Here is a 23,521-nt window from a genome sequence, read left to right as displayed (position 1 = left end):
CGCCTTCGAGATGCGGTCGCGGAGCTGACCGGCCGAAGTGCCGAATACTGCAATCTCCGGTTCTTGCGCGGTCTGTCCCCTGCGCAGGTGATGGACACCATGGGTATCAGCGTCGAGACCGAGTACTCGGCACGTGTGCGCACCGCGGACAACCTGATGATTTCGCTGCTCGGTGTCCCTGAGCCGCCGGTGGTCGACATCGACGGTTGGCTGAGTCGGCTCCCCGAGGCCGGTCCCGAATACGACCGGTTGGTTGCGGAAGTCGGGGCTCGGTTGTCGCCGCCACTCGACCGGATGATGGCAGGCGACCTGACGAAATTGGCCCAAGGGATCGCGCGTCTGCCAGCACAGCAGCGGACGACATGCTACTTGATGATCTTGAATGGCGAGTCGTTGCTCGACACGAGCCGGGCAATGATGCGGCCTCGCAGCACCGTCACCAGGTTCCACAGTGTTGCGATGGCGGCGTTGGTCGAGTGGTTTACCGAAGTTCGCCCCGATACAGAGGCACCCGAGCCCGCTGTGCGCGAGGACTCGGTCGCCGCCGATTCGCCCGAGCGTGTGGGACAGGACAGCGAAATCGGGCAGGCCGCAGTCGATTTCACCGCGGATGCGCCGCCCACCGCGGCCGACCTGGCGCGCATTGCGGGTTTCCCGCTCAGCACGGTCATTCTCGTGCTGAGCAGGAAGGCTGTCAGCCCGTGGATCCACGAGCAAGTCGTCCGGACGGCGCGGCGGATCGGGTTCGAGCTTTCCGAGGACGTCGCACGACCGCAGAAGCTGCCGCAGCCGGTGTCGGCGCATGCTGTGGGGCGCCGCGCCCGCGTGTCCTTCCGAGTCGTCTTGCGGATGGCCGGTGGGCAGTCGGTTCCCGACGCGATTCGGGAGCGTGTGACGGCCGCGATGGCCGAACTCGAACTCGAGTTCCGCAACGGCGAGCTGGTCTCGATTCATGAATTCACCCCCAGATTCGAGTGGCGGACCCTGGCCTCGGTAGCCGGGGTGGGCAGGAAGACGCTGGGCAGAATGCTCAATGGCGGCAGTGTGTCGGCCGAGACCCGGGAGAAGGTCGCCGCGGCGGCGGTCGCGCTGGGCATCGAGCTGCCGCCGGAACTGCTGATCGCACCGCCGCCCCCACCGCCGTCACCGCCCTCTCGGACACGGCTGGCTCGTGAGGCGGGTGTATCATCGCGCAATGAGGTCAACCGGGTCCTCAACGGCGAACGTGTCACATACGCCACCTGGCGCGCTGTCGTCGAGGCGGCCGCGCGCATAGGTTTCGAACTTCCGGAAGCCGCTCGGAAACTACCGATTTGGTGGAATACCGGCGAAATCGCGCGCAGGGCCGGGGTTTCCAAATTGTCGGTCGGCCGGGTCCGCAACGGGAAGCGGGTTACTCCGGAGACGTGGGACCGGGTGGTCGCAGCCATCCGCGCACTCGCTCCCGAACTCGTCGATGAAATTCCGCCTGCCCCGGTGCCACAGGCACGTCGCAACATGGTCGATGTAGCGCGGGAGTCGGGGGTACCGTACGACCGGGTTCGGCGGGTATTCAGGGGTTTGGAAACCGATGCGCGGATAGTGCAGTCGGTGCTGGCGACTGCCGATCGACTTGGTGTTCCGACGCCGGCGGATATCAGGATTCCGACGGCATCGGCGCCGGCGGTCACCTTGGCGGCCGTGGCGCGGCGAGCCGATGTGAATTCCGGTAGTGCTCACCGAGCCCTCAACGGCGGACGGGTTAGCGCGCGCGTAATGCGGGCCGTGTTGTCCGCCGCGACAGAGCTCGGATTCCCGCTGTCCCCGGAGGTTCTGGCCGGAATTCGGTTGCCGCAGCAGTTCGTAGCGGATCTTGCCGAGCTGGCCCAGGTGCCGGAGGAAGCCGTTCACCTGGTCTTCGTGGGCGGGGATGTGGATCTGACGACCTGGATGCAAGTACGTGATACAGCCACGCGACTGGGGATTCTGCCTCGGCAGACGGCGTTCGCGGACGTCGCTCGCCTGGCCGGATTGAAATCCGTGATAGTGCGCGCGGCTTTCGCAGGCCGGCTCGTGTTCCCAGACAAGATGCGGCTGGTACTGGCCGCCGCCTTCCGGTCCGGATTGCCGATGACCACGAGCGTCTTGTCACAGCTTCGATTGCCCGATCTCTGTGTTGCGGACCTGGCGGTGGAGGCGGGTGTACCCGACGAGGTCGTGCGGCGGGTGTTCGCGGGCCAGGATGTGAACGAACAACTGCGGCACCGTGTGTTGGACGCAGCACGGATGGGTGATTGCGCGACGCTGTCGGAATCCGATGTCCGGCAAGAACTTTTCGGCCGCATGACGTACTCCGCGGTGGCACGAGAAGCGGGACTTGCGCTCAATGCGGCGTACGAGACCTTCAACAATGTCAGTGTCATGCCCGAGCGGACGCGGGCCGTGCTGGCCGCCGCGGTCCGTGTGCGTTTCCCGCTGTCTTCCGAGGTGTTGTCCGGGATTCGTCTGCATGACGAATTCGTCCAGGTGTTGGCACAGGCCGTTGATGTGCCGGGTGAGGTTGTGCGTGAGGTCTTCGCGGGCCGTAATACGGACGTGGGGTTGCGGCAGCGGTTGTTGACGGCGGTGGCCGAACTGCCACCTTTTGTTCGGCCTTCCTACCTGCAGATCGCCGATGAGGCCGGGACGACCGAATCCACGGTGTCCAGTGTCTTCAATGGTCGCCAGGTGGGGGCGGATCGGTTGCGTGCGGTGCTGGCCGCGGCGGTCGTGCTCGGCTTCCCGCTGACTTCCGAGGTGTTGCCGCGGATTCGTTTGCACGACGATTTTGTTGCGGCGTTGGCCGGGGCGGCTGATGTGTCCGCTGAGGTTGTGCGTGAGGTGTTCGCGGGCCGTAATTCGGACGTGGGCTTGCGGCAGCGGTTGTTGGCTGCGGTGACCGAGCTGCCGCCGGCCCCCGATCGCCCGACCTATGCGCAGATCGCTGATGAGGCCGGGGTGGGTCTGTCGATGGTGGTCGATGTTTTCAATGGTCGTGAGGTGGGGGCGGATCGGTTGCGTGCGGTGCTGGCCGCGGCGGTCGTGCTCGGCTTCCCGCTGACTTCCGAGGTGTTGCCGCGGATTCGTTTGCACGATGAGTTCGTCGAGGCGTTGGCCGGGGCGGCTGATGTGTCCGCTGAGGTTGTGCGTGAGGTGTTCGCGGGCCGTAATTCGGACGTGGGCTTGCGGCAGCGGTTGTTGGCTGCGGTGACCGAGCTGCCGCCGGCCCCCGATCGCCCGACCTATGCGCAGATCGCTGATGAGGCCGGGGTGGGCCTGTCGATGGTGGTCGATGTCTTCAATGGTCGCGAGGTGGGGGCGGATCGGTTGCGTGCGGTGCTGGCCGCGGCGGTCGGGTTGGGTTTCTCGCTGTCTTCCGACGTCATGTCCAAGATCCGTCTGCACGATGAGTTCGTCGAGGCGTTGGCCGGGGCGGCTGATGTGTCCGCTGAGGTTGTGCGTGAGGTGTTCGCGGGCCGTAATTCGGACGTGGGCTTGCGGCAGCGGTTGTTGGCCGCGGTGACCGAACTGCCGCCGGCCCCCGATCGCCCGACCTATGCGCAGATCGCTGATGAGGCCGGGGTGGGTCTGTCGATGGTGGCCAACGTTTTCAATGGTCGTGAGGTGCGTGCGGATCGGTTGCGTGCGGTGCTGGCCGCGGCGGTCGTGCTCGGCTTCCCGCTGACTTCCGAGGTGTTGTCGCGGATTCGTTTGCACGATGAGTTCGTCGAGGCGTTGGCCGGGGCGGCTGATGTGTCCGCTGAGGTTGTGCGTGAGGTGTTCGCGGGCCGTAATTCGGACGCGGGGTTGCGGCAGCGGTTGTTGGCTGCGGTGACCGAAATGCCTGCGGCTCCTCGCCCGACCTATGCGCAGATCGCCGATGAGGCCGGAGTGAACGAGGCGGCCGTGGCCAACGTTTTCAATGGTCGTGAGGTGCGTGCGGATCGGTTGCGTGCGGTGCTGGCCGCGGCGGTCGTGCTCGGCTTCCCGCTGACTTCCGAGGTGTTGTCGCGGATTCGTCTGCACGACGAGTTCGTCACTGCTCTGGCCCGAGTGGCCGACGTATCCGAAGATATGGTGCGCGAGGCATTTTCGAGCCTGGACGCAGACGACCGGCATGAGCAGTTGCGGCAGCAAGTGCTCGCCGCAGTGGCCGAATTGCCGTCGGCTCCTCGGCCGACCTATGGGCAGATCGCCCAGGCGGCCGGGGTCAGTGTGGCGACGGTGTCGAATGTCTTCAATGGTCGCCGGGTGGGGGCGGAACGATTGCGGGCGGTACTGGCCGCAGCGATCGAGCTCGACTTCCCGATGACACCGGAGGTCCTGTCCGGTATTCAACCGCCGGAGCAACTCGTCGGTGATCTCGCGACGGAGCTGGCTTGGACCACCGGTGCGGTGCGCGACGCGTTCTCGGGTGACCGGGCCGACCGGCAATCGCGGCAACGGTTGCTCGCAGCTGTCGCTGGTCTTGCGGATCCGGCCGCCGCGGATATGGCTCGAGCTCCGCAGTCCGGCGCCGAAAACGATTCGCTCCCAACGGTCTTCACTGCCGACGTGCCGCCGGCACAGCCCGTCGATGTCGAGCAGGTATGGGCGTTGCGTACGCAACTGGCCGAGCTGCTGGAGATGGATCCGGCGAATGTGACCCGCGGCCGGGTATGGCAGCTGCTGAACGCCACGAACACCGGCGAACGAGCCATGCCGATGGCGGGGAACCTGCTCGAGGTTGCTCAATGCTTCCTGGCGGTGACGAACGACGAGGTGAACAGGAACCCGAACCAGCTCGACATCTCGCGTCTGTGCGGGGTGACTCCGGCGACCGTGTCCAGGGTGCTTCGACGCCGCACCCCGGTCTACACCGAATCCGAACAGCGGGTACTCGCCGCGGCGGCGCTGATCGGTGTGCGCATTCCCGAGGGCCTGCAACGCGCCATCGACCCGGACTTCATCCGCACCAGGTTCATTGCGCCCAGGTTCATCGACGGACAGTTCGTCCCTGGGCGATTCCGTGACCAGCCCACCCAGGATGACGTGGCGGATGCCGCGAATGTGGATGGTGGCAAGCGGGTTGTCAGCCAGGTGCTGACGGGGGCGGTTTCACCCGATACCGACACTGCGCTCCGGGTGTTCGCTGCCGCCGATCGGATCGGCTACTGGTACTCGCCGTATCGCGGCGACGCCGATCTCGCGCAGCCGCGAGGGACGGCACTTTCGCCCCGCTCGCTGCTGGATGTGGATGGACCGGGTTACGCCACCCGTGCCGGCGTCGCTGCCATGGGCGGGCAGACGACTGAGTGGCGAGAAGGCGACCCGGCCGTTGCGGATGTGACTCCGTCCGTCCCGCTCGCCTCCGACCATGTCCATGCAAATGGACCCAAGAACTGCCTCCCCGTCGCCGCGCGGGATGGGTGGGCGGCAGTCGGGCGTCCGGCGCCGGAAGGGTTGGCCGGTTTCACCGCCGGGCCCGACGGTGTGTTGTTGCGGGATGCGCCCGGGGTGGTGGGCGTCGGATTCGACGAGAGCATCACCAACCTGGCGGGTGCGCGGGATCGGGTGGCGAATGACGGCGGCGCGGTGGTTGCGGTGCTGGTGTACGAGGGTGTCGATGGGCAGCCGCCGCAGTGGGGGCATGCGGTGAACATCAAGCGCGGCGCCGATGGGGTCGTGCGGGTGTTCGAGGAGGGGATGACCGGGGAGGGTGTGGCATTCGAGGAGTGGGAGCCGCCGGCGGGTGTGATCCGCGATGCCGACGGGGAGCCGGTGGTCGTGGGTATGCGGCTGACGGGTTCGGCTGCCGACGATGTCCCGGTCAGTAGGGAATTGCCAGCTGCAGCAAGGGCATTCGAGCATGTTCGGGTCGGTGTGCGCGCGCCGGAACCGGACGATCACGTGGTACCGCGGCCCGCGGTACCGGCGATACCGAGCGAGGTTTCGGGGCATCAGTGGGAGAGTTTCTGGTCGGGTGTGCGCGCCGAGGCGGACCTGGCGAGTGGCACCGGCCTCGACGATCTGAATCCGCTGGCGGCAGATCTGTTGCGGGTGGTGATGGAGCAGCGGTGGACGGATCTGCCCGCGGCGGCCCGAGCGCAGATCCTGGGGCATCTGAGCGATCCGATAGCACGGTTGTGGGCGGAATCCGCTGGTACACCTCTGCCGACCACCGAGCAGCTGCCGGAGTCGATGGCCGACGAGCTGAACCGGATGCTGCTTGCCCGGCGCAGGCAGGAGTTCGAGGGTATCGAGCAGCCCACTGCCGAGAATGTGCGGGACCTGGCCGAGGTCGACAACTGGATCAATCGGTTGCGGATCGCGGAGCGGTGGGCAACCCACCTGCCTGGTCATCCGCGGGTTCGGTTGCTGCGCTTGGGCTTCGGTGACTCGCGGCAGCTGGTGCTCACCGTCGGCGACCTGCAATCCGCGCAGGTGCCCGAGGTCCAGATCCACGTCTATGACAGCGAGTCCGACGCGGCAGCCGATGACGGTCTGAACGCGGTACTGAACCACGCCTCGCGGTCGACGCCGGGCGCGGTGCTGTGGTTCGGACGGGACGCGGCGGGGCTCGAGGCGTTCGTGACGGAGCTGGCCTCCGCACGCGGCATAGGCCGCGGGGCGGACTCCGATATCACGGTGATCGGGCACGACCAGGCTTCCCGCCGGGTGATAGGTGTCCTGAACCGGCTCCGATTGAGCAAGCAGCGCAATGAGGTTTCCTCGAGCGCATCCAGGCCCGTGGCGATGGTGCTGCCGGTGAACGATCCGGAAAAGATCATCCGGGACGCATTGCGGTGGGCCGGGATGTCGAGCATCCAGGACATGGTGCTGCCCGCCGGTGCCACCTTTGCCGATGCGGCCGAGATGGGTGCGGCCAACGCGAGGCGGTGGCGCGGGTGGCCGAGCTACGTGCAAGAAGTGCTCAGCAAGCACCATCCTGATGTATTGGCCCAGGCCGTCGGTCTACCCGACGAGGTACGTCACAACGCGAACCAAGCAACATTGGCGACCGACATGGCCGCAGTCGACGCCGCAACCGCCGCTGGGGAGTCATCCGGCGCCGCACACCGGCAGCGACTGGCGGAGGTCAACGACACGGACCGAGCGATGAAACTGGCTCGACAGCTCCTGCGGCGGGAACTGGACGAGGATGAGATTCAGTTGTTGTCCCGCACCCGCACCCCGGACGGCGATTTCGAACTGATGATCGGCCTCGGAAGGCCCAGTACTGCGGCCAAAGTGCAAAGGCTCGTGCTGGGCACCGCGAAGACCGGCAGTCCGAGTGCGCCGATCTCGCTGGCAGTCACGCAGTTCCGGACGCTGCGCCGGTCGTCGCCCGATGCCGCACTGGTCTTCATCGTCCGGGTGGCCGACACCGATCGGTCTGCGGGTTCGGGCGGTGTGGCCGAATCGGCCACGGCCGCCGCCGAATCGGCCGCGGAGCGGTTCGTAATCGAGATCGTGGCCGACAATGCTGCCCGCCGTGCGTTGCACCCGTACGAACAGCGCCCGTACAACCACCTTGTCGGCCTGCCGGCCGGTGCGCCCGGGGTACTGCACGCCGCACGGCTGCTGTACCGGCGGGGTGAGATCGACCTGGTGTCCGGGGATTCGGCCCCCGTCCGGTCCGAGAACCCCGTCGGGAGCATTGCCCTGCTGCTGGCGGATGCTCGGGCAGAGGTGGCCGAAATCCACGGCGAGATCGAACGACTGATCGGAAACCTGCGATTCGGCGGTGCCGCTCCGCTACTGCCCGCGCAGGCGTTGGAACTCGACCGGATCGATGACACCTTGCAGGATCTGGCCGCTGCGGGAAGTCCCGATGCGGGCAACGCGGCGATTCTCAGCGAATGTGTCGGGCTCGCAGCACAATTGCGACTGGCCGTCGTCTTGGGGAACCACCTCGGCAAGGATCGGCAAACAGGACGCGACGCACAGTTCTGGACGGATCTGGACAACCGCCGGCAGGTCCGGGAAGCGGTGAGTGTGCTCGCCGGGCGCCAGGTGCTCGCGGTTCGGATCGCTGATTTGGTGCAGGGAGCGTTGTCCGACAGCACTATCGATCTGGACGAGGACTCCGAGCTCTGGGCGCTGGAAACGCTGAACGAGCTGAACCTGGACCGGATACGGGACTGGGTGGCGGAACTGTCGGCCTCGGCGCACACCTCCGAGCACCGGGATCGCGTCACCGAATTGATCGGCCTGGCAGCCGAATTGACGGCGATCGATATCGAAGCCGCGTATCTGCGCTCCCGGACCCGCGACGCTGTCGAGATGTCGAGTGTGGGCACTCTGGAAAATGCTGTGTCGGAGGCCTATACGTATCGTGCTGGCCTGCGACAGGGATTGGATGGTCAGAGCGGGGCCCTGAATGTGCCCGCCGACACGGGCATCAACCCCGATCGGGTGCGCAGACTGTATGACGAATTGCTCCGGGATCTCGGTGAACGGTTGCGGCTACCCGAGCAAGAAGTGGACCCGCGTCGCATACACGGCGCGATCGAGTTCCTGAAAACCGTGAATGACCCGCGCGTGGGCGAGTTGTCCGGGCTGGAACTTCGGCTCCGCGGTCTGCAGCGACTGCTGGAGAGCTCGAAGAGGTTTGCCGAAGCCGATGAGAAGTTGCGGTGGTTGGTGCATCGAGCAGAGCTGCTGGCCGCCGCTCGCAACGCGAATGCCGCGCTCGACGACGAGGTTGCCGGTTTCGCCGTCGGCCTCGGCCTCGACCTGGACGTGTGGGCGGATGAACAGCTCGCGACGGTGCTGTCCGAGATCACCGAAAAGTACCGGCCCGCAATGGCTCCGCGGCCACCGGCGGCGCCCACGATCCGGTCGGGCGTCGTGCCGGAGTCCGAGATGGCCACGACTGAATACGATTTCGAGGAGCGTCACAGTCCGGCGCTGGTGTGCGGCCCGAAGGTGCAGGCCGTCATCGTGGCCGGTGCGGGCGAGCAGGCCGCCGGAATGAATCCGGCTTCGGTCGATGACTGGGAGATCATCACCGGGGGGATGACCGGATCGGCGTTCGCGAAGGGGCTGGATGCGAACTGGGAGTCGAATTCGCCACTGAAGGGGTCGGCGGCGCTGGCCGAGCTGGTGTGGCAGGTCGGACTGGACGACAACGACGTGTCCATGGCCGCGGCGGTGCTGGATATCAGCGGTCAGGGTTTCGCGCACGCGGTCGCCGTGGTGCGGGTGAATCAGGCGCTGATCGACGAGTTCCCGCAATTGGAGGGGCAGATCGGTCGAGTCGCGGTGTTCGACAATGGGTACGACGAGACCGACAGTGGGTGGATCGTCGGTGACGTCGCGATCACTCGGTGGATACACCGCGCCGGTCCGGATGTGCGGAAGGTGCACCGCCTGCTGTTCGGTGACGACGGCGCACCGAAGCAGAGATTGGGCGATCGGCAACCGTTGTCGCTGCTGGGACCCGCCAAACCAGTGGGTGTGCGAATGGCCGGGCCGGCCGATGGCAATGGGCCGTTCGCACACGGCCAGCAGGTTTCACCGGTCGGGGACCTCAGCCGGTTGGCGGCGCTCAGCCGTCGCTGGTGGGGACTCGGCCCGAAAACCGGCGCGCTGCCCGACCCGATGCCGCCGCTCGAGGAGCTCGAGTATCAGGAGCCGCCGCTGCGTGACGACACCGATCGGCTTGCCGATGTAGTGGAGCCCCACCGGGTCGACTTGATCACTCATCGCGGCCGGCCCGTCGCGGTGGCCAAGACCCGCGTGCAGCGCAAGCGGGACGGGACCAACCGCAGAGGCCGCATCGCCTGGGAATTCGATCGAATGGCTCAGCTGGGAGTTGTGCCCGAAGTTCGTGAATGGGAGGGCAAGTACGGCCCGGCGCTTCTGGTGGAGTACGTGCCGAACGAGGGAGACCGCAGCGCGGAGAACCTCGAGGCCCTGGGCATCTCGGAACTCTGGCTGGACCCGGTCGCTGTGCTGCACTTCGTGTTGGCGGATAGAGACGCGATGTACCCCAACACGCCGTTGGTGCTGAACCGGGACGCCCCCGACGACGCGCCGGACCACGAGCGGCGGGGCATCATCAGCTACGACCACGAGGGAATCCTCGAGGGGCTGAATCTGTCCGAGCGAGCCGCTGAGGACCTGTCGGAAGACGAGCCGAGCATCTGCTCGGCGGTGGTGCTGGCGGTGATCGGCAAGCGGGTCAACGACGGGCTGTTGGAGCGGCTTCGCGCGATCGACCTCGAGGATTTCCGCCACTTCGTTCAGGGGCACGGATTCTCGGAGATGGTTGCGCGTGCCGCGGTCGACCGATTGGCGGAAATCCAGCGGTATGGCCGCATCACCGGAGAGAGCTGGCCGTATTCCATCTCGGGGAACTCCCCCGGCGATGCCTATCTCGCGCTGGAGAAGGCGATGCGCCGCCTGTCGGACGAGCTGGCGGGATACGGGGTGTCGACGGACGGCCTCGGCGACGACGAGTTGGCCGCCTTGATCGACAGCGAAACCGACGAATTCCGGCTCGGCGCGCTCGTCGCGTTCCGGGGTGTCGCCGGCCGATTCCGGAAAGAGGCGGGGGAGCTCGCCAATCGGCGGGCGTACGCAGCCCGGTTGGAGCACGAGCGTGCCGAGAGACAGGAGCCGGGCCAGGCCGTCGGGCCTGTTGTGTCCGTGGTGTCTGCGGTGGCGGACCTCAAGCGGACGGGTGTGGGCGTCAGCGATTCGCTGTCGGATCCGCAGCTGTCCGCCGAGGCGGTGACCGAGCTTGCGAATGCGTTGGGCACGGCCATGATCGGCGCGGTGTTCCCGGATTTCTTCTTGACGGTGCAGGAAACTTCCGATGGCCGGCCGTTCGAGCTCTTCTACGACGGCGAGCAGGTGCTGGGGCTCGCGGTACACCCGGACGTCCTGACCCCCGGCAAAGCGTCGCGGCTGCGCCCGAACGCCATGTGGGGCGATCACCGCGAATTGTTCGAGGATCGACCGGTCTACAGCGCGGCGCTGGAGGTGTGCGGAAGGCTGCTGGCGGTCCGCGTCGCACCGGGTCGGCTGCTCGAAGAGCTGCAACGCGGCTATGACGCGCTCTCCGAAGCCCGCAGGGCCGAAAAGGATTTCGCAGGGTGGGCGGAACCGATTCCGGTCGGCGAGCTGGATCAAGATGCGGCACTGGGTGTCGCCTTCGCCGTGGGCTTCCAGGAGCTGCCCCTGCCGCGTCGCCCGCTGGGTATCGCATACGCCCTGATATCGGACTTCGTCGCGGGAGACGGTGGCGACGCTGACGCTGTCCCGGACGCAGCGAAACAGCTGCGACCAGGTGTGGCCGCAGCGGGTGACGATGCCACCATGTCGTCCGTCGCAGACAGGGACGTGCACGCAGAACTTGACAGTCGACGGCGTCGTAGCACGACCGCGCCGGCACAGACCGAGCCCTTGTCCGGAGCCGTCGGCGGGAAGCCGGAGTTCGTCGATCCGGCGGTGGCGAGGCCGCGGAGAGGGCGCGGCGCGCCTCCGGCGATCAACGCCGATTCCGAGGGGATGGGTAGTGGGCGAGCGGCAGCCGGTCCGATCGGCGCTCCGTCCGGCGGGAGCGATACTCCACAGCTACCGCTGTGGCGTGCGGTGGCTGTGGATGCCGCGGTGTCGGTCCGGACGGTGTTGTCCGTGGTCAAGGGAATGCCGGTACCCGGCCCGATCGGCGCACGGGTCGCCGCGGCGGCGGAGCTGCACGGCCTGGAGCTGACCGCGCCGGTGTCGGCGGACCCGGAATTGGAGACCGAGTCCGATCCATGGGCAACGGCGTGGGATGTGGCTGCGGCAGCGGGGGTTTCGCCCGCGACGGTGCGAGAGGTGGTGTCCCGGCGTGTGTCGGTGCACGACCTGTCGAACCGTCGCGTGCTGGCCGCCGCCGTGCAGCTGAGCTACCCGGACCTGCCGATCAGCCTGCATGCCGCCATGCGCCAAACCGCGGCGATCGCTGCGGCTGCCCGCGTCGACGAGGACGTTGTCGTCTGGGTGCTCGATGGGCGGCTCTCGGTCGAAACCGAGTACGGGGCAAAGGTTTTCGACACCATATTGCAGCTGATCGAATGGGAGGCTCAGCCGGCGCGCGGTGTCGAGGGATTGATTTCCGCCTCGGCACCGGAATACGCGGCAGCACCGAGGAGAATGCCGGATGCGCAGCCGCCGGAAGGGGTGGGAGACGGCGTAACATCCTCGGCCGCAGGTGAATTCGACGCTTATGACGCGTTGGAGCAGCTACCCGAGCAGGCCCGCATAAAGAAGGTGGCGGACAAGGCCGGGGTAGCCGAGGTCACCGTCGTGGATCTGCTGGTAGGTCTGGAAATCGACGAGCGTGTCGCGCAACGGATTCGGCGCGCCGCCACCCGGATCGAGTCGAGGTTGCCTCGCCCGCGGACGGCGGAGGCGGTTGCGTGGATCGCCGGCGCTTCGGTGAACTCGGTCATGAAGGTGCTCAACGGTCAGCCGTTGCACAACGAGGACGTCGAACAGCACGTCAGGGATGCACTCGAGCTCGTCGGGCCGCTGGTTCCGGGACAGCGCCGAGCGGACGGCACGCCGGGCGCGGGCGGCACTGTGCCGGGGCAGCGGGAACCGGAGGCCGGGCCAGGTCGGGCGGATGGTCTGCTGCCAGGACAGCGGCAACCAGAGGGCGACCAGTCCGGCCGTCCACGCGGTTTCGTCGAATTGATCGCCGCCATGCTGCCGCAGTGGGCGACGGCGCAAATCGCCGGTGAGCAGGCCGCCGGCACCACCCAGGACGGTGCCACGACGCCGTCGGCCCCGGATTCCGACGACCGGCGAGCCGCATTGCTGCGCGCCGCGCAGAGCGGAGATCGCGACGCCATCCGCGAATTCCGCGCCGCGCAGGACGCCGCGCTGCTGGAGTGGCTGAAGTTCGAGGTGGAGGACAAGGAGGTAGCGGCCCGGCTGCGGGAGCGGGTCTTCGATCTGGTCTTCGCCAAGACTCTGCCGCCGGGGCATCGATCCAACATCTGGTTCATGAGCCAGATCGGCCTGGTGGTGGCCGAAGAACGGGCGCGCCAGGCCTTCACCGAACGGGTGTGGGCGTCGTTCCTGCGCGCGGGCGGTGTCGACGAGAGCCGGATCGCCGGTGCCGCTTCGGGATCCCACCCCGGCGGTCCGCTGACCGCCGTCGCGCCCGAGGTGCTGCAGGCCGCCCTCGCCTGCCTGGCATCGCCGGATGAGTACTGGATCATCTGGGAGCACCACGTCCACCGGCACGATCTGGATACCCTCGCCGCGGCCACCCACAGGCCGGTATCCGAGCTCGAGGACCTTGAACGCCGGGCCGTCCGGGCGTTCCTCACCGAGGCGCGGTTGCTGTCGGACCCGAATGCGCTGATGCGTCATGTCGATCGGGTCGATGGTGAAGGCACCGATATCGACCGGCCTGTGCACGACGTGGCCGCGCGGATCGAACAATTGGCCGGGCAGGTCGCCGTCCAGCTGCATGAGAGGTTCCGGGAGCAGTTCCACGTTACCGAGACGACGTACACCCAGCAGTTGCGGATGCCGGACGGTTCGAAGATCCCGACCGGCATTTCCAAGCAGACTCGCGCCGAGATCACGGTCGATATCGCGAACCTGACCTTTGTGGAACTACCGGAATACTTCCAGGAGGAGTACCGGCACCAGGCCGAGACCGCGCTGCGGATTGCACTGGCGGTACAGGCTGCGGGCGTGGAACTGTCCACCCCCTCGGCAGTCGAGTTGATCTCCGCGCAGATTCACGAAACATGGGTCGACGAGCAGGTTTTCGTGCACCGCGACCCCGGCGTGACTCCCGAGCAGATGCGGCCGTTCGAGGGTCTGACCGTCGATGAGGATTTGCACGCCACCGACCGAGCGCCCGGCCGCGTCGCCGCCGAGCTCGCGGTCGCAGCGCTGACCTCGCAGGCCCTGGATCACGCCGGTTGGCAACAGCACCGCCATGAGGTTCTCGAAGAGTGTGCCGACCTGATGGCTTGGTACGGGTGGCACGATTCGCTCGACACCCGGGCCGCGCTGCCGCCCGCGGGACCGATGGACGGGAGACCTGCGAAGTCGGTTCCGAAACCACCCGCGGTGCTCGGACTCGCGGCAACCGTCGTGGACCTGGTGTTTGCGCATACGCCAGGGGCACAGGTGACGCTGCGCCCGCGCGTGGAGGGCAGCGCAGGTGGCCGCGAAATGTCGATAGATGTTGTTTTCACCGGCGCGGCCTTGTCCGACGAGTCGATGATCGCGGCGTCTCGGGCGCTCAGGGAGCTGCCGGATCGGTGGCGGTTCGAATCCGACGGTGACACCGACACTTTCCGGATCGAATTCCGGGAGCGGCCGTCTACCGGTTTCGAGGAGGAGCGTCGCATACGCGATCAATTCCTCGCCGGAGTCGGGACCGGTGAGCGGCGGGCCGACCTCCCGAAGGTGCGGGCCTGGCTGGCCGCGTTCCTGAGAAAGAACAAATGGCCGGAGGACTCGAGCCTCGAGAGCGAACTCGCGGTCTCCGAATGGGGCTCCAATGCGTTGGACCACACCGACGGTCCGGTGCTGCTACGCGCGACGCTGATCGAGACGCCGGGCAATGCGGCGTCTCCGAAGCGCATGCTGGTGGAAGCCTTCGATGTCAGCAGCCACTTCCCGCCACCGCTGCCGAGCGGCGGGAAATCGGCGGATCACAGCCAGCTCGACGACATCCCGGACGATCTCTCGTTCAACGAGGCAGCAGACCTGTACTTGGCCGGCTTCGAAGAAGGCGATGACTTCGGCCTGCCGGGTATCGATCTGTCGGCAGCCGACGACCTCACGGCGGTCGAGGCCGAAGCCCCGGCCGCCGACGCGGAGCGTGAGAAGCCGGTCGAGAACCGGAAGTTGTCGCGCAACCGCGGCCGCGGCATCGTCGCCGAACATATGGATCAGCTGGGCGCATATCCACTCGTCCGCGGCCAGCGCCACCCGTACCTCAAGGCGGTGTGGTTCATCAAATTCGCGGCGGCGCAGGAGGAGTCGTCCCCGGCAGCCGATCCGTTCGAGCCGGCACCCACCGATATCTACGGGATCCGCGCGCTGCTGGCCGAGAACACCGATATCGACCCAGATACCCGGGCCCTGGTGGCAGCTGCCGTCGACACCGCGGTGGTGACATCGGCATTCGAGGTGGAGCGCGATCCCGCAACCGGCGCCGAGCGCGACGTCACCGCCGGTACGGCGCGCGGCTCCGGTCTCTACCGCTACGACCTGTACCCGGCCAGCGAAGTGCGCACCGAACAGCACCGGCCCTGGCACACCGCGGATGCCCCGGACTCGTCGGATACCGGACAGAACGAGTCCGCGCACACCGGGTACCGGCTGGATCTGCTGGATATGGCCGAGACCGGCACGGCCCGGATGAGCTTGCGGGTAGTGGGCGGCGAGCAGCCGACGCTGGAAGTATCGGCGCGGCTCGATGACCGCCACCCGAGGCGTATCACCGCACTGGAACAGGTGATTCGCCGCCTGACTCAGGACTGGGTGACACCACGCCAGGCGGCCGACGCCGCAATGGCTGCTCTCGGCCGTCAGCTCCGCGACGCGGTCGCCACGGGTGCCGCGTACGCGCACGCGTCGATATCGGGTGCGCCGGGCGAGCGAACCCTGACCGTCTGGAGCAGAACCGCGCAGGGACTCACCGGTGTGACGGTGACCGAAGCCGACGGGGCCGTTGCGGATGCGGATCCGGCAACGGCTCCGCCCCAGGTGAATCAGGAGAGTACCGAAAAGCCGGTCGGGACAACCAGTTTCGCAAGCGGATTCGCCGATCTCCTGGGCGCGCCGGTAACGGTGCGCGGCGCGAGGCGGATGGCCCCCCTGGCCGCCCACGCCAAGGTATGCGGTCGCGAGGTAGAGCTGAAATTCCAGCAACTGCTGGGCGCCAACGGATCTCGGATCACTCCCGCGCCCTTGACCGACGAGCTGGTAATGGACGGCATGACCGACCGGTCCTTCGCCGCCGGTCTGGCCGCGGGCTGGCGCGAGCAGCCGTTCGGCCGGGGCGTAACCGGCTTGGAGAAGGCGCTGGACGCGGTGCGCAACGGCGAGGTACGCCCCGGAGACCGGGCCGCCATCGCGGGCATAGTCGATCACGGTGCCATCGGCGCGCACGCCTTCGCCATCATGCGCGTGAACAAGGCACTGGCCGCAGCGAACTCGAAACTGCGCGAAGGCGATGTGGTCGTGTTCGACAACGCCGATCCGGTAGCGGCCCACAATGGTGGCTGGGTCGTCGGAGACACGGCGATCGCGGCCTGGATGCAACGCGTGACCGCCGGCAGCAACGCCGTGATCAGAGGTATCGAGTTCGACGAAAACCTCGACGCGGTAGTCGATTTCGCCGAGCGCCCGAGTATCGGCCTGGCCGGAATGATCGGCGCGCCGCCGGAAGTGCCGTCGTTCCGCGACCGGGTGCACAGAGCGATGACGTTCGGCGAACCACGGGTGACGGTGCTCAGCGAGTCGGGTGACGTCCGGGTGGAGTTGGCCACGTTCCCCGATGGCAGTACATACATCCGGGACGTGAGCGACACTGCGGATCTGACAGGGGCGAAGCTCGTCAGCCTTGTCGAGCAGATTGCCGCAACTGCGGTCGAGGAGCTGGTCAACGAGACACTGCCAGAAGCCGATCCGGAACTTGCACAGTGGGCGGAGGCCGCGCGCGCACTGCGCAAGGCAGCTGTCGACACCGAACTGGTGGGCATCGCACCTCATCATTACAAAGACCGCAGCAACTTCGGTGGCATGTGGCTGTACCGGGACATGGACGAGGCGAAATACCGTCGTACGCTGGCGGATCGGCCCGACCCCAGCTCGCCTGCCGGTTTGCTGCGTGGCCTGGTAGAGGCTGTGATCGGAGTGGCCGATAGCCCGTACGCGGCACGATTCCGGGATGAAACTTCGCGGTGGCTGGATCATGGTGTGCCGCGGCCGATCGTGGCCGCGGTGTGGCGGCACGTGGCGCCATGGGGCAATGGACGTTTCGAGCGCTTGGGCTTGTCGGACAGCGAATACGAGCGCCTCATGGACAAGTTCCGACAGCTCGAATTGCATGCGCCGCGAACGCCGGAGCAGGAGCTGGCCGACACGCATTTCATCGCCGACCCCTTGGAGCGGGAGCGGCGCGTCGCGGCACTGGTCCAGCAGTACCCGCAGCTCGAGCAGCTGGCCGCAACCCAGCTCGATGCCGCGGTCGCCGCTGCGCTCGGCCAGGAGTTCGACGGTGTACATGCGGCGGTGGACCGCCTGGAGCGTGCAGAGGGCCGAACCTACCCCCTGCCGGACCCGGTTGTACGGGAGCGATTCATCGCCGATCCTCGTGAACGGGGACGCATGATCGCGGATCTTGCGCGCCGGGATCCCCACCTTGCCGCCGAAGCCAAAGCCATCCTGGTCCGGGAATTCCTCGGTAACCTTCCAGGGCAGGATCAGGACCTGATCATCACCGGGCACGATCACCCCGATGTCGGTGTCGATGCAGTCCGCGACGCGTTACGTGGTTTGGCCAGAGCGTTTGCCCTGATTCCCGACCTGGCAGACCATCCGCTCGAACTGCAATTCGGATACCCGCCGGAAAGTCTGGATGCCATCGGTCAGGCCAGGGCCCTTGTGGGCGGCCGGGACCGGATCATCCTCAACCGCTGGATCGCCTCTCGCCCCGACGTGCTGGCCGAGAGGCAGCGGAACAGCGCGATGACCGGTTATTTCGGGTACGGCACTGGGAAAACCTTCTACGACACGGTCGTACACGAGGCCCTCCACGTGTACGACCACATTGTCGGCAGATCGTCGGGCGTTCTGCGACGTCTCAGTGATGGCCTGGCGCCCATGCTGATCGCCCTGCATGCGGAGGTGGAAAGGCGTACCGGGATCTCGCGTGCGGACTGGTTCTCGTCTTTCGGCGTTCTCCGCAATCTCAGTGATGGCTTGGAGGCCGTGCTGATCGCCGTGCATGCGGAGGTGGAAAGGCGTACCGGGATCTCGCGTGCGGACTGGTTCTCGCTCCTGCCTGCATACTGCTTCGCCCCGCTCGAGCGGGATCCGGAGACCGGCCGGCCTATCCCGGTAAGGGACCCGGAGACCGGCAAGCCCATCACAGTGCTCAATCCGGTTGAGGCGCTGGCGCAGGGCGCCGAGGAGGGGGAAGTCCGCGGCGCGATGGTGGGCACGCCGCTGTGGGCGATCCGCGAATACGTCACCACCGGGCAGGTCCCTCATATTCCTGTGAACGCGCCGATTCATTTGCCGCCGCATCCCCTGGATGCTCGGCTGACCGGCTCGGTCGCGCACATTGCGAAGGTGTTGCGTGACTCCTACGGCCGGGACATCCTGGATGCTCAGTCTGTCGGTAGTGTTACGACACTGCGTGAGCTGATGACGGCTGCCTCCGCGGCTACCGGCGTCAAGTCCACTCTTCCGAATACTGCCGCCGGCCGACTCTTGAACTCGGGACACGGCTCAATCGCCGTGATCGCTGATGTGAGCCATACCGACGGCCGGACCGGTTTTCAGGCCGCGCCCTACATCATGAAGAACATCCATGGCGAGATCTACGTCCAGCGGGAATCCGGCGAGCTCCAGCCATTGCTCCAGGCGGAGTCGTTCGTCCGGCCGGGTGAGTTACTGAAGTCGCGACGGGGCGTCTACCACACCTATTCGATCATCTATGACCCTGAGGGCACGATTGTCCCGGCACAGCCTTATGTGATCCCCAATCCTGTTCCGCCGAAACGGATCCGGAGGCCGCACAACACCTCGCGTGACGACTTCATGGACGCCGGGCACCTGAAACTCCCACTCGGCGAAGGCGAACAGCCGACCGGCACGCCGGAGACGGATATGCCACGCCAGGTCCTGCGTGGTGCGCCGGAGGACGGCGTGCGCCGCGATGAATCGGTGCAAGCGGCCGATGGTGACGGGTCCGCGGTGCTAGGCACGGAAGCATGGCAGGGACGGGTCGCACAGGATGGGACCCCGGTGTTCCGGCTGGGTGTGGACCGGCTTCCGGATTCTCCCGCGGAACGGGCCGCGTTGCTGGCGGCCGTGACCCGCAGAGCGCCCAAGGTGCTTCGCCCGGTGATGCCGGATTCCATCGAGGAATTCATCAATGCGGTCGAGTCGCTGCATCCGACCTACCGGGAGTACTGCGATCTGGCGTTCTTCCAAGGTGATCCGCCGAAGAACTCGAGTACGCTGCGAACCCGCATCGCAGACGCGCTGCACCGGCGGTTCAAGCCGAGGGACGTGCGCCAGACGCCGATGCGGGAACCCGCGCCCGGCCGGACCGGAACGTTCTCGCTGGCCGATGAGGGGCTGTCGCCGAATCCGGTGTTCCGGCTGGGTGTGGATCGCCTCGAGGACCTCCGACAGATAGAGCGCGTCGCCCTGTTGGGAGCTGTCGGGTCGCGCGTCCCCGACGAGGTCCGTCATGCGATGGCTGGTGATCTCGAATCGCTGTTGGATGCGATTGCGCAGCTGCCGCCGGACCAGCGGATGTACTGCGACCTGGTGTACCTGCAGGGACTGTCCGACACGGAGGTCGTTGCGCGAACCGTGGGCATCGAGCCCGACGCCGTGGACGCCCTCGGCAATACGGCCGGCCGGGCGGTGCGCGGCATCCTCGACGGCGCATCGGAGCATCGGGCGCGCGGCGGCTCCGGCCACCGGTCGACACCGGACCGTGGTCCCGAGGGACTGATCGGCGCTCGCCCACCTGTCGATAGGCCGGTACCTGACGGCGAGACGGCGCCCGACGACGGTGCGATCTCCATCCTGGTCAACGAGCTGACACGACGGCTGGGGTTGCAGCGCGGTGTGCTCACCCAGGGCATGTTGCGGCATGCGGTGGAGATCATCCAGATGCAACTGCGGCTGATGCCGGCCGGGCAGTGGCAGCAGATGGTGCAGAACCGGGACGTCGATGATGTCGCGGCGCAGGTTGCCACCTGGCTGGGCGAGCAGGTCCGAGTCGACGCGAAGATTGCACAGCGCACGATGGCGATGAACAAGACCGCGGTGCGCTCGTCCGCCGCACGCGAAAGCCTGCGGAAGTCGCTCGAGGCGCTGCGAGCGGCCGAAGCCGAACGCCTGGACCGCGGGCTGTGCCGGATTCTGGCTGTGCCGGAGTTGGACCGCGGATTTGCGCTCGGAGATCCCGAACAGCCGTTGGCAGCGCTGCGGCGGATGGCCGAGGACCTGGGTTCACCCGAGCTGGTCGAGCTGGTCGAGCTCGCCGACCGTTATCTTGCGGTGCGCTGGCAGGAACTCGCCACGGCCACAGCAGATTCCGTGGTGGCGACCGATTCCGCCGGACAGCTGCCGCGACGTATGTCGAATGCCGAGGTGCGGGATGTTGCGCGGCGGGCCGAGGTAGGCACCAACTTGGTCCGCCGTTTCCTGCGGGGCCTCGAGCCGGCCGATCCGGCCAGGCTGACGCGCATCCGGGAGGCGTTGGAGCATTTCGGACACAATCCGCTGCCGAATGTCACCGCCGGTCCGGAATCGCCGGCACCGACGCCGCGGCAGATCGGCGGCAGCGATGGTGTGCGTCGTGGTGCCGGTGCGGCAGATCCGGCGGCGATCGCCGGGAGCGTCGAAGTCGCCAGCGAGACAGTCACATTCGAACTCCCGGATGCGCTGCGGGACGGACCGTTCAACTGTGCGCCCGCGATGGTCGGGTTCGTCAACGACTTCCAGGACGAGATCGGCGCGCCGCGTGGGCCGGGGTTGGCCGATTCGCCGGAGATCGACCAGCACGGTGTCTCCGAGGAGGCGATCGCGCGCGGGATCGGCCTCGAGTGGGAAGAGGATGGGTTCGGCGTTGGGACCGAGGGGCTACTCGCGGTGCTGCGGTTGGTCGACGATCCGGCGGCCCGCAAGGATCCGACTAAGCGCCGGGCAGTGGCCGGTGTCATGGAATTCGGTGATGCGGGTGGGCACGCGTTCGCCGTGAAGATGCGTGCCGACGGCCGGATCGAGGTCTTCGAGAAGGTCGGTGGAAAGGTACAGCGCTGGGTCGGCGATGCCGAAGTCCGTGCGTGGCTGGCTCGTTGGTCGGGAAAGGTCGGTCGAGTACTCGGGATCGTCGTCGGAAAGACACCGGGCTCGGGCAAGCTGTTCGTCGAAGGTCGCAACCGTGCCGAAATCATCGCTCGCGCGGCGCCGAGGGGACGTATTCGCGGCTTGGCGGTCGGGGTGCGCACCGAAGTCGCCGGGGCGCCTCTCGCCTCGACCGAGACTTGGAGTCGATCGCAGCGCGCATCGGCAAAGTTGTTGGGCCGGGCGGGTTTCCGGGTCGAGCGGGGCAGCCTGGACCTGCGTCTGGACGGCCGGGAGTTCGCACACGCCGTGCCGCCGGTGTCCGGTGTCCGGGCGCTGCGCTCATGGCTCGAGCACTTGGTCATAGGGCGGCGAGCCGATCGGATCGTGGTCGACCTCGTCGATGCCGGTGCCCGGGTTCAGGAGCTGGCGCGCGAGTTGGACCGCAGGCCGATCGCGGGGCTGCACGAGCTGGTGGTCATCGACCGCTACGGCACTGTCGTGCAGCTGGATTCGCTCGATGGTTCGGATGCGTCGGACGAAAACGCATCGGCTCCGGATGCGCACGAGCGCAACGACTCCGAACAATTCGATAGCGATGTCCAGGGCAACGCCGAGTCGGGCGGGCGTGGGCGCGGCGACGACGGTGGCGACGGACCCCCCTTGCCGCCGGAGTATGGCGACGAACCGAACGGCCCGCAGCTGCCGGCTGCCCTGGCCGCCATCCGATCCGCCGATGAACTGCGCCTGCAACAGGTACTTGCCGAACTGGTGACCAAAGACGGTTATCGCACCGACGATCTGACGCCGGAAAAATTGTCGACGAAGCTTGCCGACTTCTATCGGGAAATGGAGAAACGGAGCAGCCAGCCGCGGGGGACGGTGACCGATGCGGCCGGGGTGCAGCGAGCTATCGACATTCTGTCGGAACACCTCCCGCCGGACGTACAGGCATCGGTCAGGCAGGCATTCGGGGATCGGTACTCATGGATCGCTCGAGTCGATGGCCTGCATGCTCGGATCACGATGATCGACCGGTTGGACGCACTGCTGTTCGACACATATGCCGACGGTGAACGTGACGAGGAGTTCCGATCGCTGGCAGCCCAGGTTGTCGAGCTCGGCACGGTCGCTGCCGAATTGAGTGAGAGGCGGAACGTACCGCTGTTGCCGCAGCAGGTGCTCGGTGTTCCCGACTGTGGTTGGGAACCTGGGGAATTGCATCCGGATGCGACCGTCAAGCAGGCTGTGGGAGACCGATTCGCCATGGCCGGTATGCAGCTTGCCGAGGCGCTGCCCGGGGTGGATCTGGATGCTCCGGCGGTTGCTCAGGTCGCAATGTTGCTCGGTGACGATTTGCTGCGCGTGCTCGAATTGGAGCCGCTGGCGGCGGAATTCGAGCGGCTGCGCGCGGCGAAGGACGCGATCGATGCCATCGACGCGCAAGCCGAGCGGCTGCGTGATGCCGCCCGCCGATTGGACGACGCCCTGGCGGGAATGGTTCCGGCATCGGATGGCTCGCCGGCCACACGGTTCGGGCTGGGGCTGGAGCTCTTTGCGTTGCGGCTGCGCACAACGGCCGAACTGGACGCCGAGCGCGAGTATCTCGTCGGCGATGGTGCCCCATTCGGAGTGCACCCGGGCGAATTCGACAGTGAGCAGTTGCGGCGGTTGCGTGCTCGCCGGGCAGCGCTGGCGCAACAGCTCGCCGGGTTGCTCAACGGTGTCACCGCGCAGGATTTGACGCCGGGCCGGGTCGACGAAATGGCGAAGGAGCTGGGACCGGCGCTGGGCAGCTCCCCGGTGTTCGACGCTATTCTGGCTTTGGTCGAACTCGATGTGATATTGCGCGACGCTGCCGAATTCATCGATGAGACCAAAGCCGCCGGGTTCCGCGCCGAGGTGTTCGACAAGCTGGAGAAAGCGCTCGAGGAAGCGCATGCGGAGCAACGAAATTCGGCGCGTCGGCTCGCTGCCCTGGGGCGTTCGCAGTCCGCCGAGCCCGCTGGGCAGATGGCGGCTGCGGTCATCCGGTTGCGGCAGGCGGAAGAGCGGTTGGCGCGGTTGCACGCCGAGCGCAAGAAGCTCGGTGACCTCGCGAGTGCGCTCCTCGACACCGGGCACTACCTGGGTATCAGGATCGAAGCCGTCCTGGACCAGATCGACTGGGTCGACGAGGATGGCATCGACGCGCGAAGGCGGCTGGATGCGGACCTCGACCTGGCGCGCCTCCACAGCGTGCGTGCCGAGCTGAGTATGCGGCTGCATGCCGCCCTGGCACGAACGTTTGCGCTGATCACCGCCCCGCGAGAGCTGTCGGCTCCGAGGTACTCGCACCAATTCGAGGTTGCTGTCGGTGTTGATCGTGGGCCGGTTTTCGGTGAGACGGCTGCGTTCGAGGTCCCGGATGTGTTGCGGGATGGGCCATTCAATTGCGCACCGGCGATGGTCG

1 protein-coding gene (only partly in view) is annotated in these 23,521 nt (G+C 66.9%); it reads left to right on the top strand.

The whole window is internal to a sigma factor-like helix-turn-helix DNA-binding protein gene (locus AB0L58_RS12155) on the top strand: the coding sequence, 107,625 nt in all, runs 46,506 nt past the left edge and 37,598 nt past the right edge, and what appears here is coding positions 46,507-70,027, spanning codon 15,503 (complete) through codon 23,343 (partial); the first codon wholly inside the window starts at position 1. Both the start codon and the stop codon lie outside the window.

The sequence above is a fragment of the Nocardia sp. NPDC052112 genome (assembly GCF_040680135.1).
Taxonomy (GTDB): Bacteria; Actinomycetota; Actinomycetes; order Mycobacteriales; family Mycobacteriaceae; genus Nocardia.
This window is presented reverse-complemented; position numbering and strand designations above follow the sequence as displayed.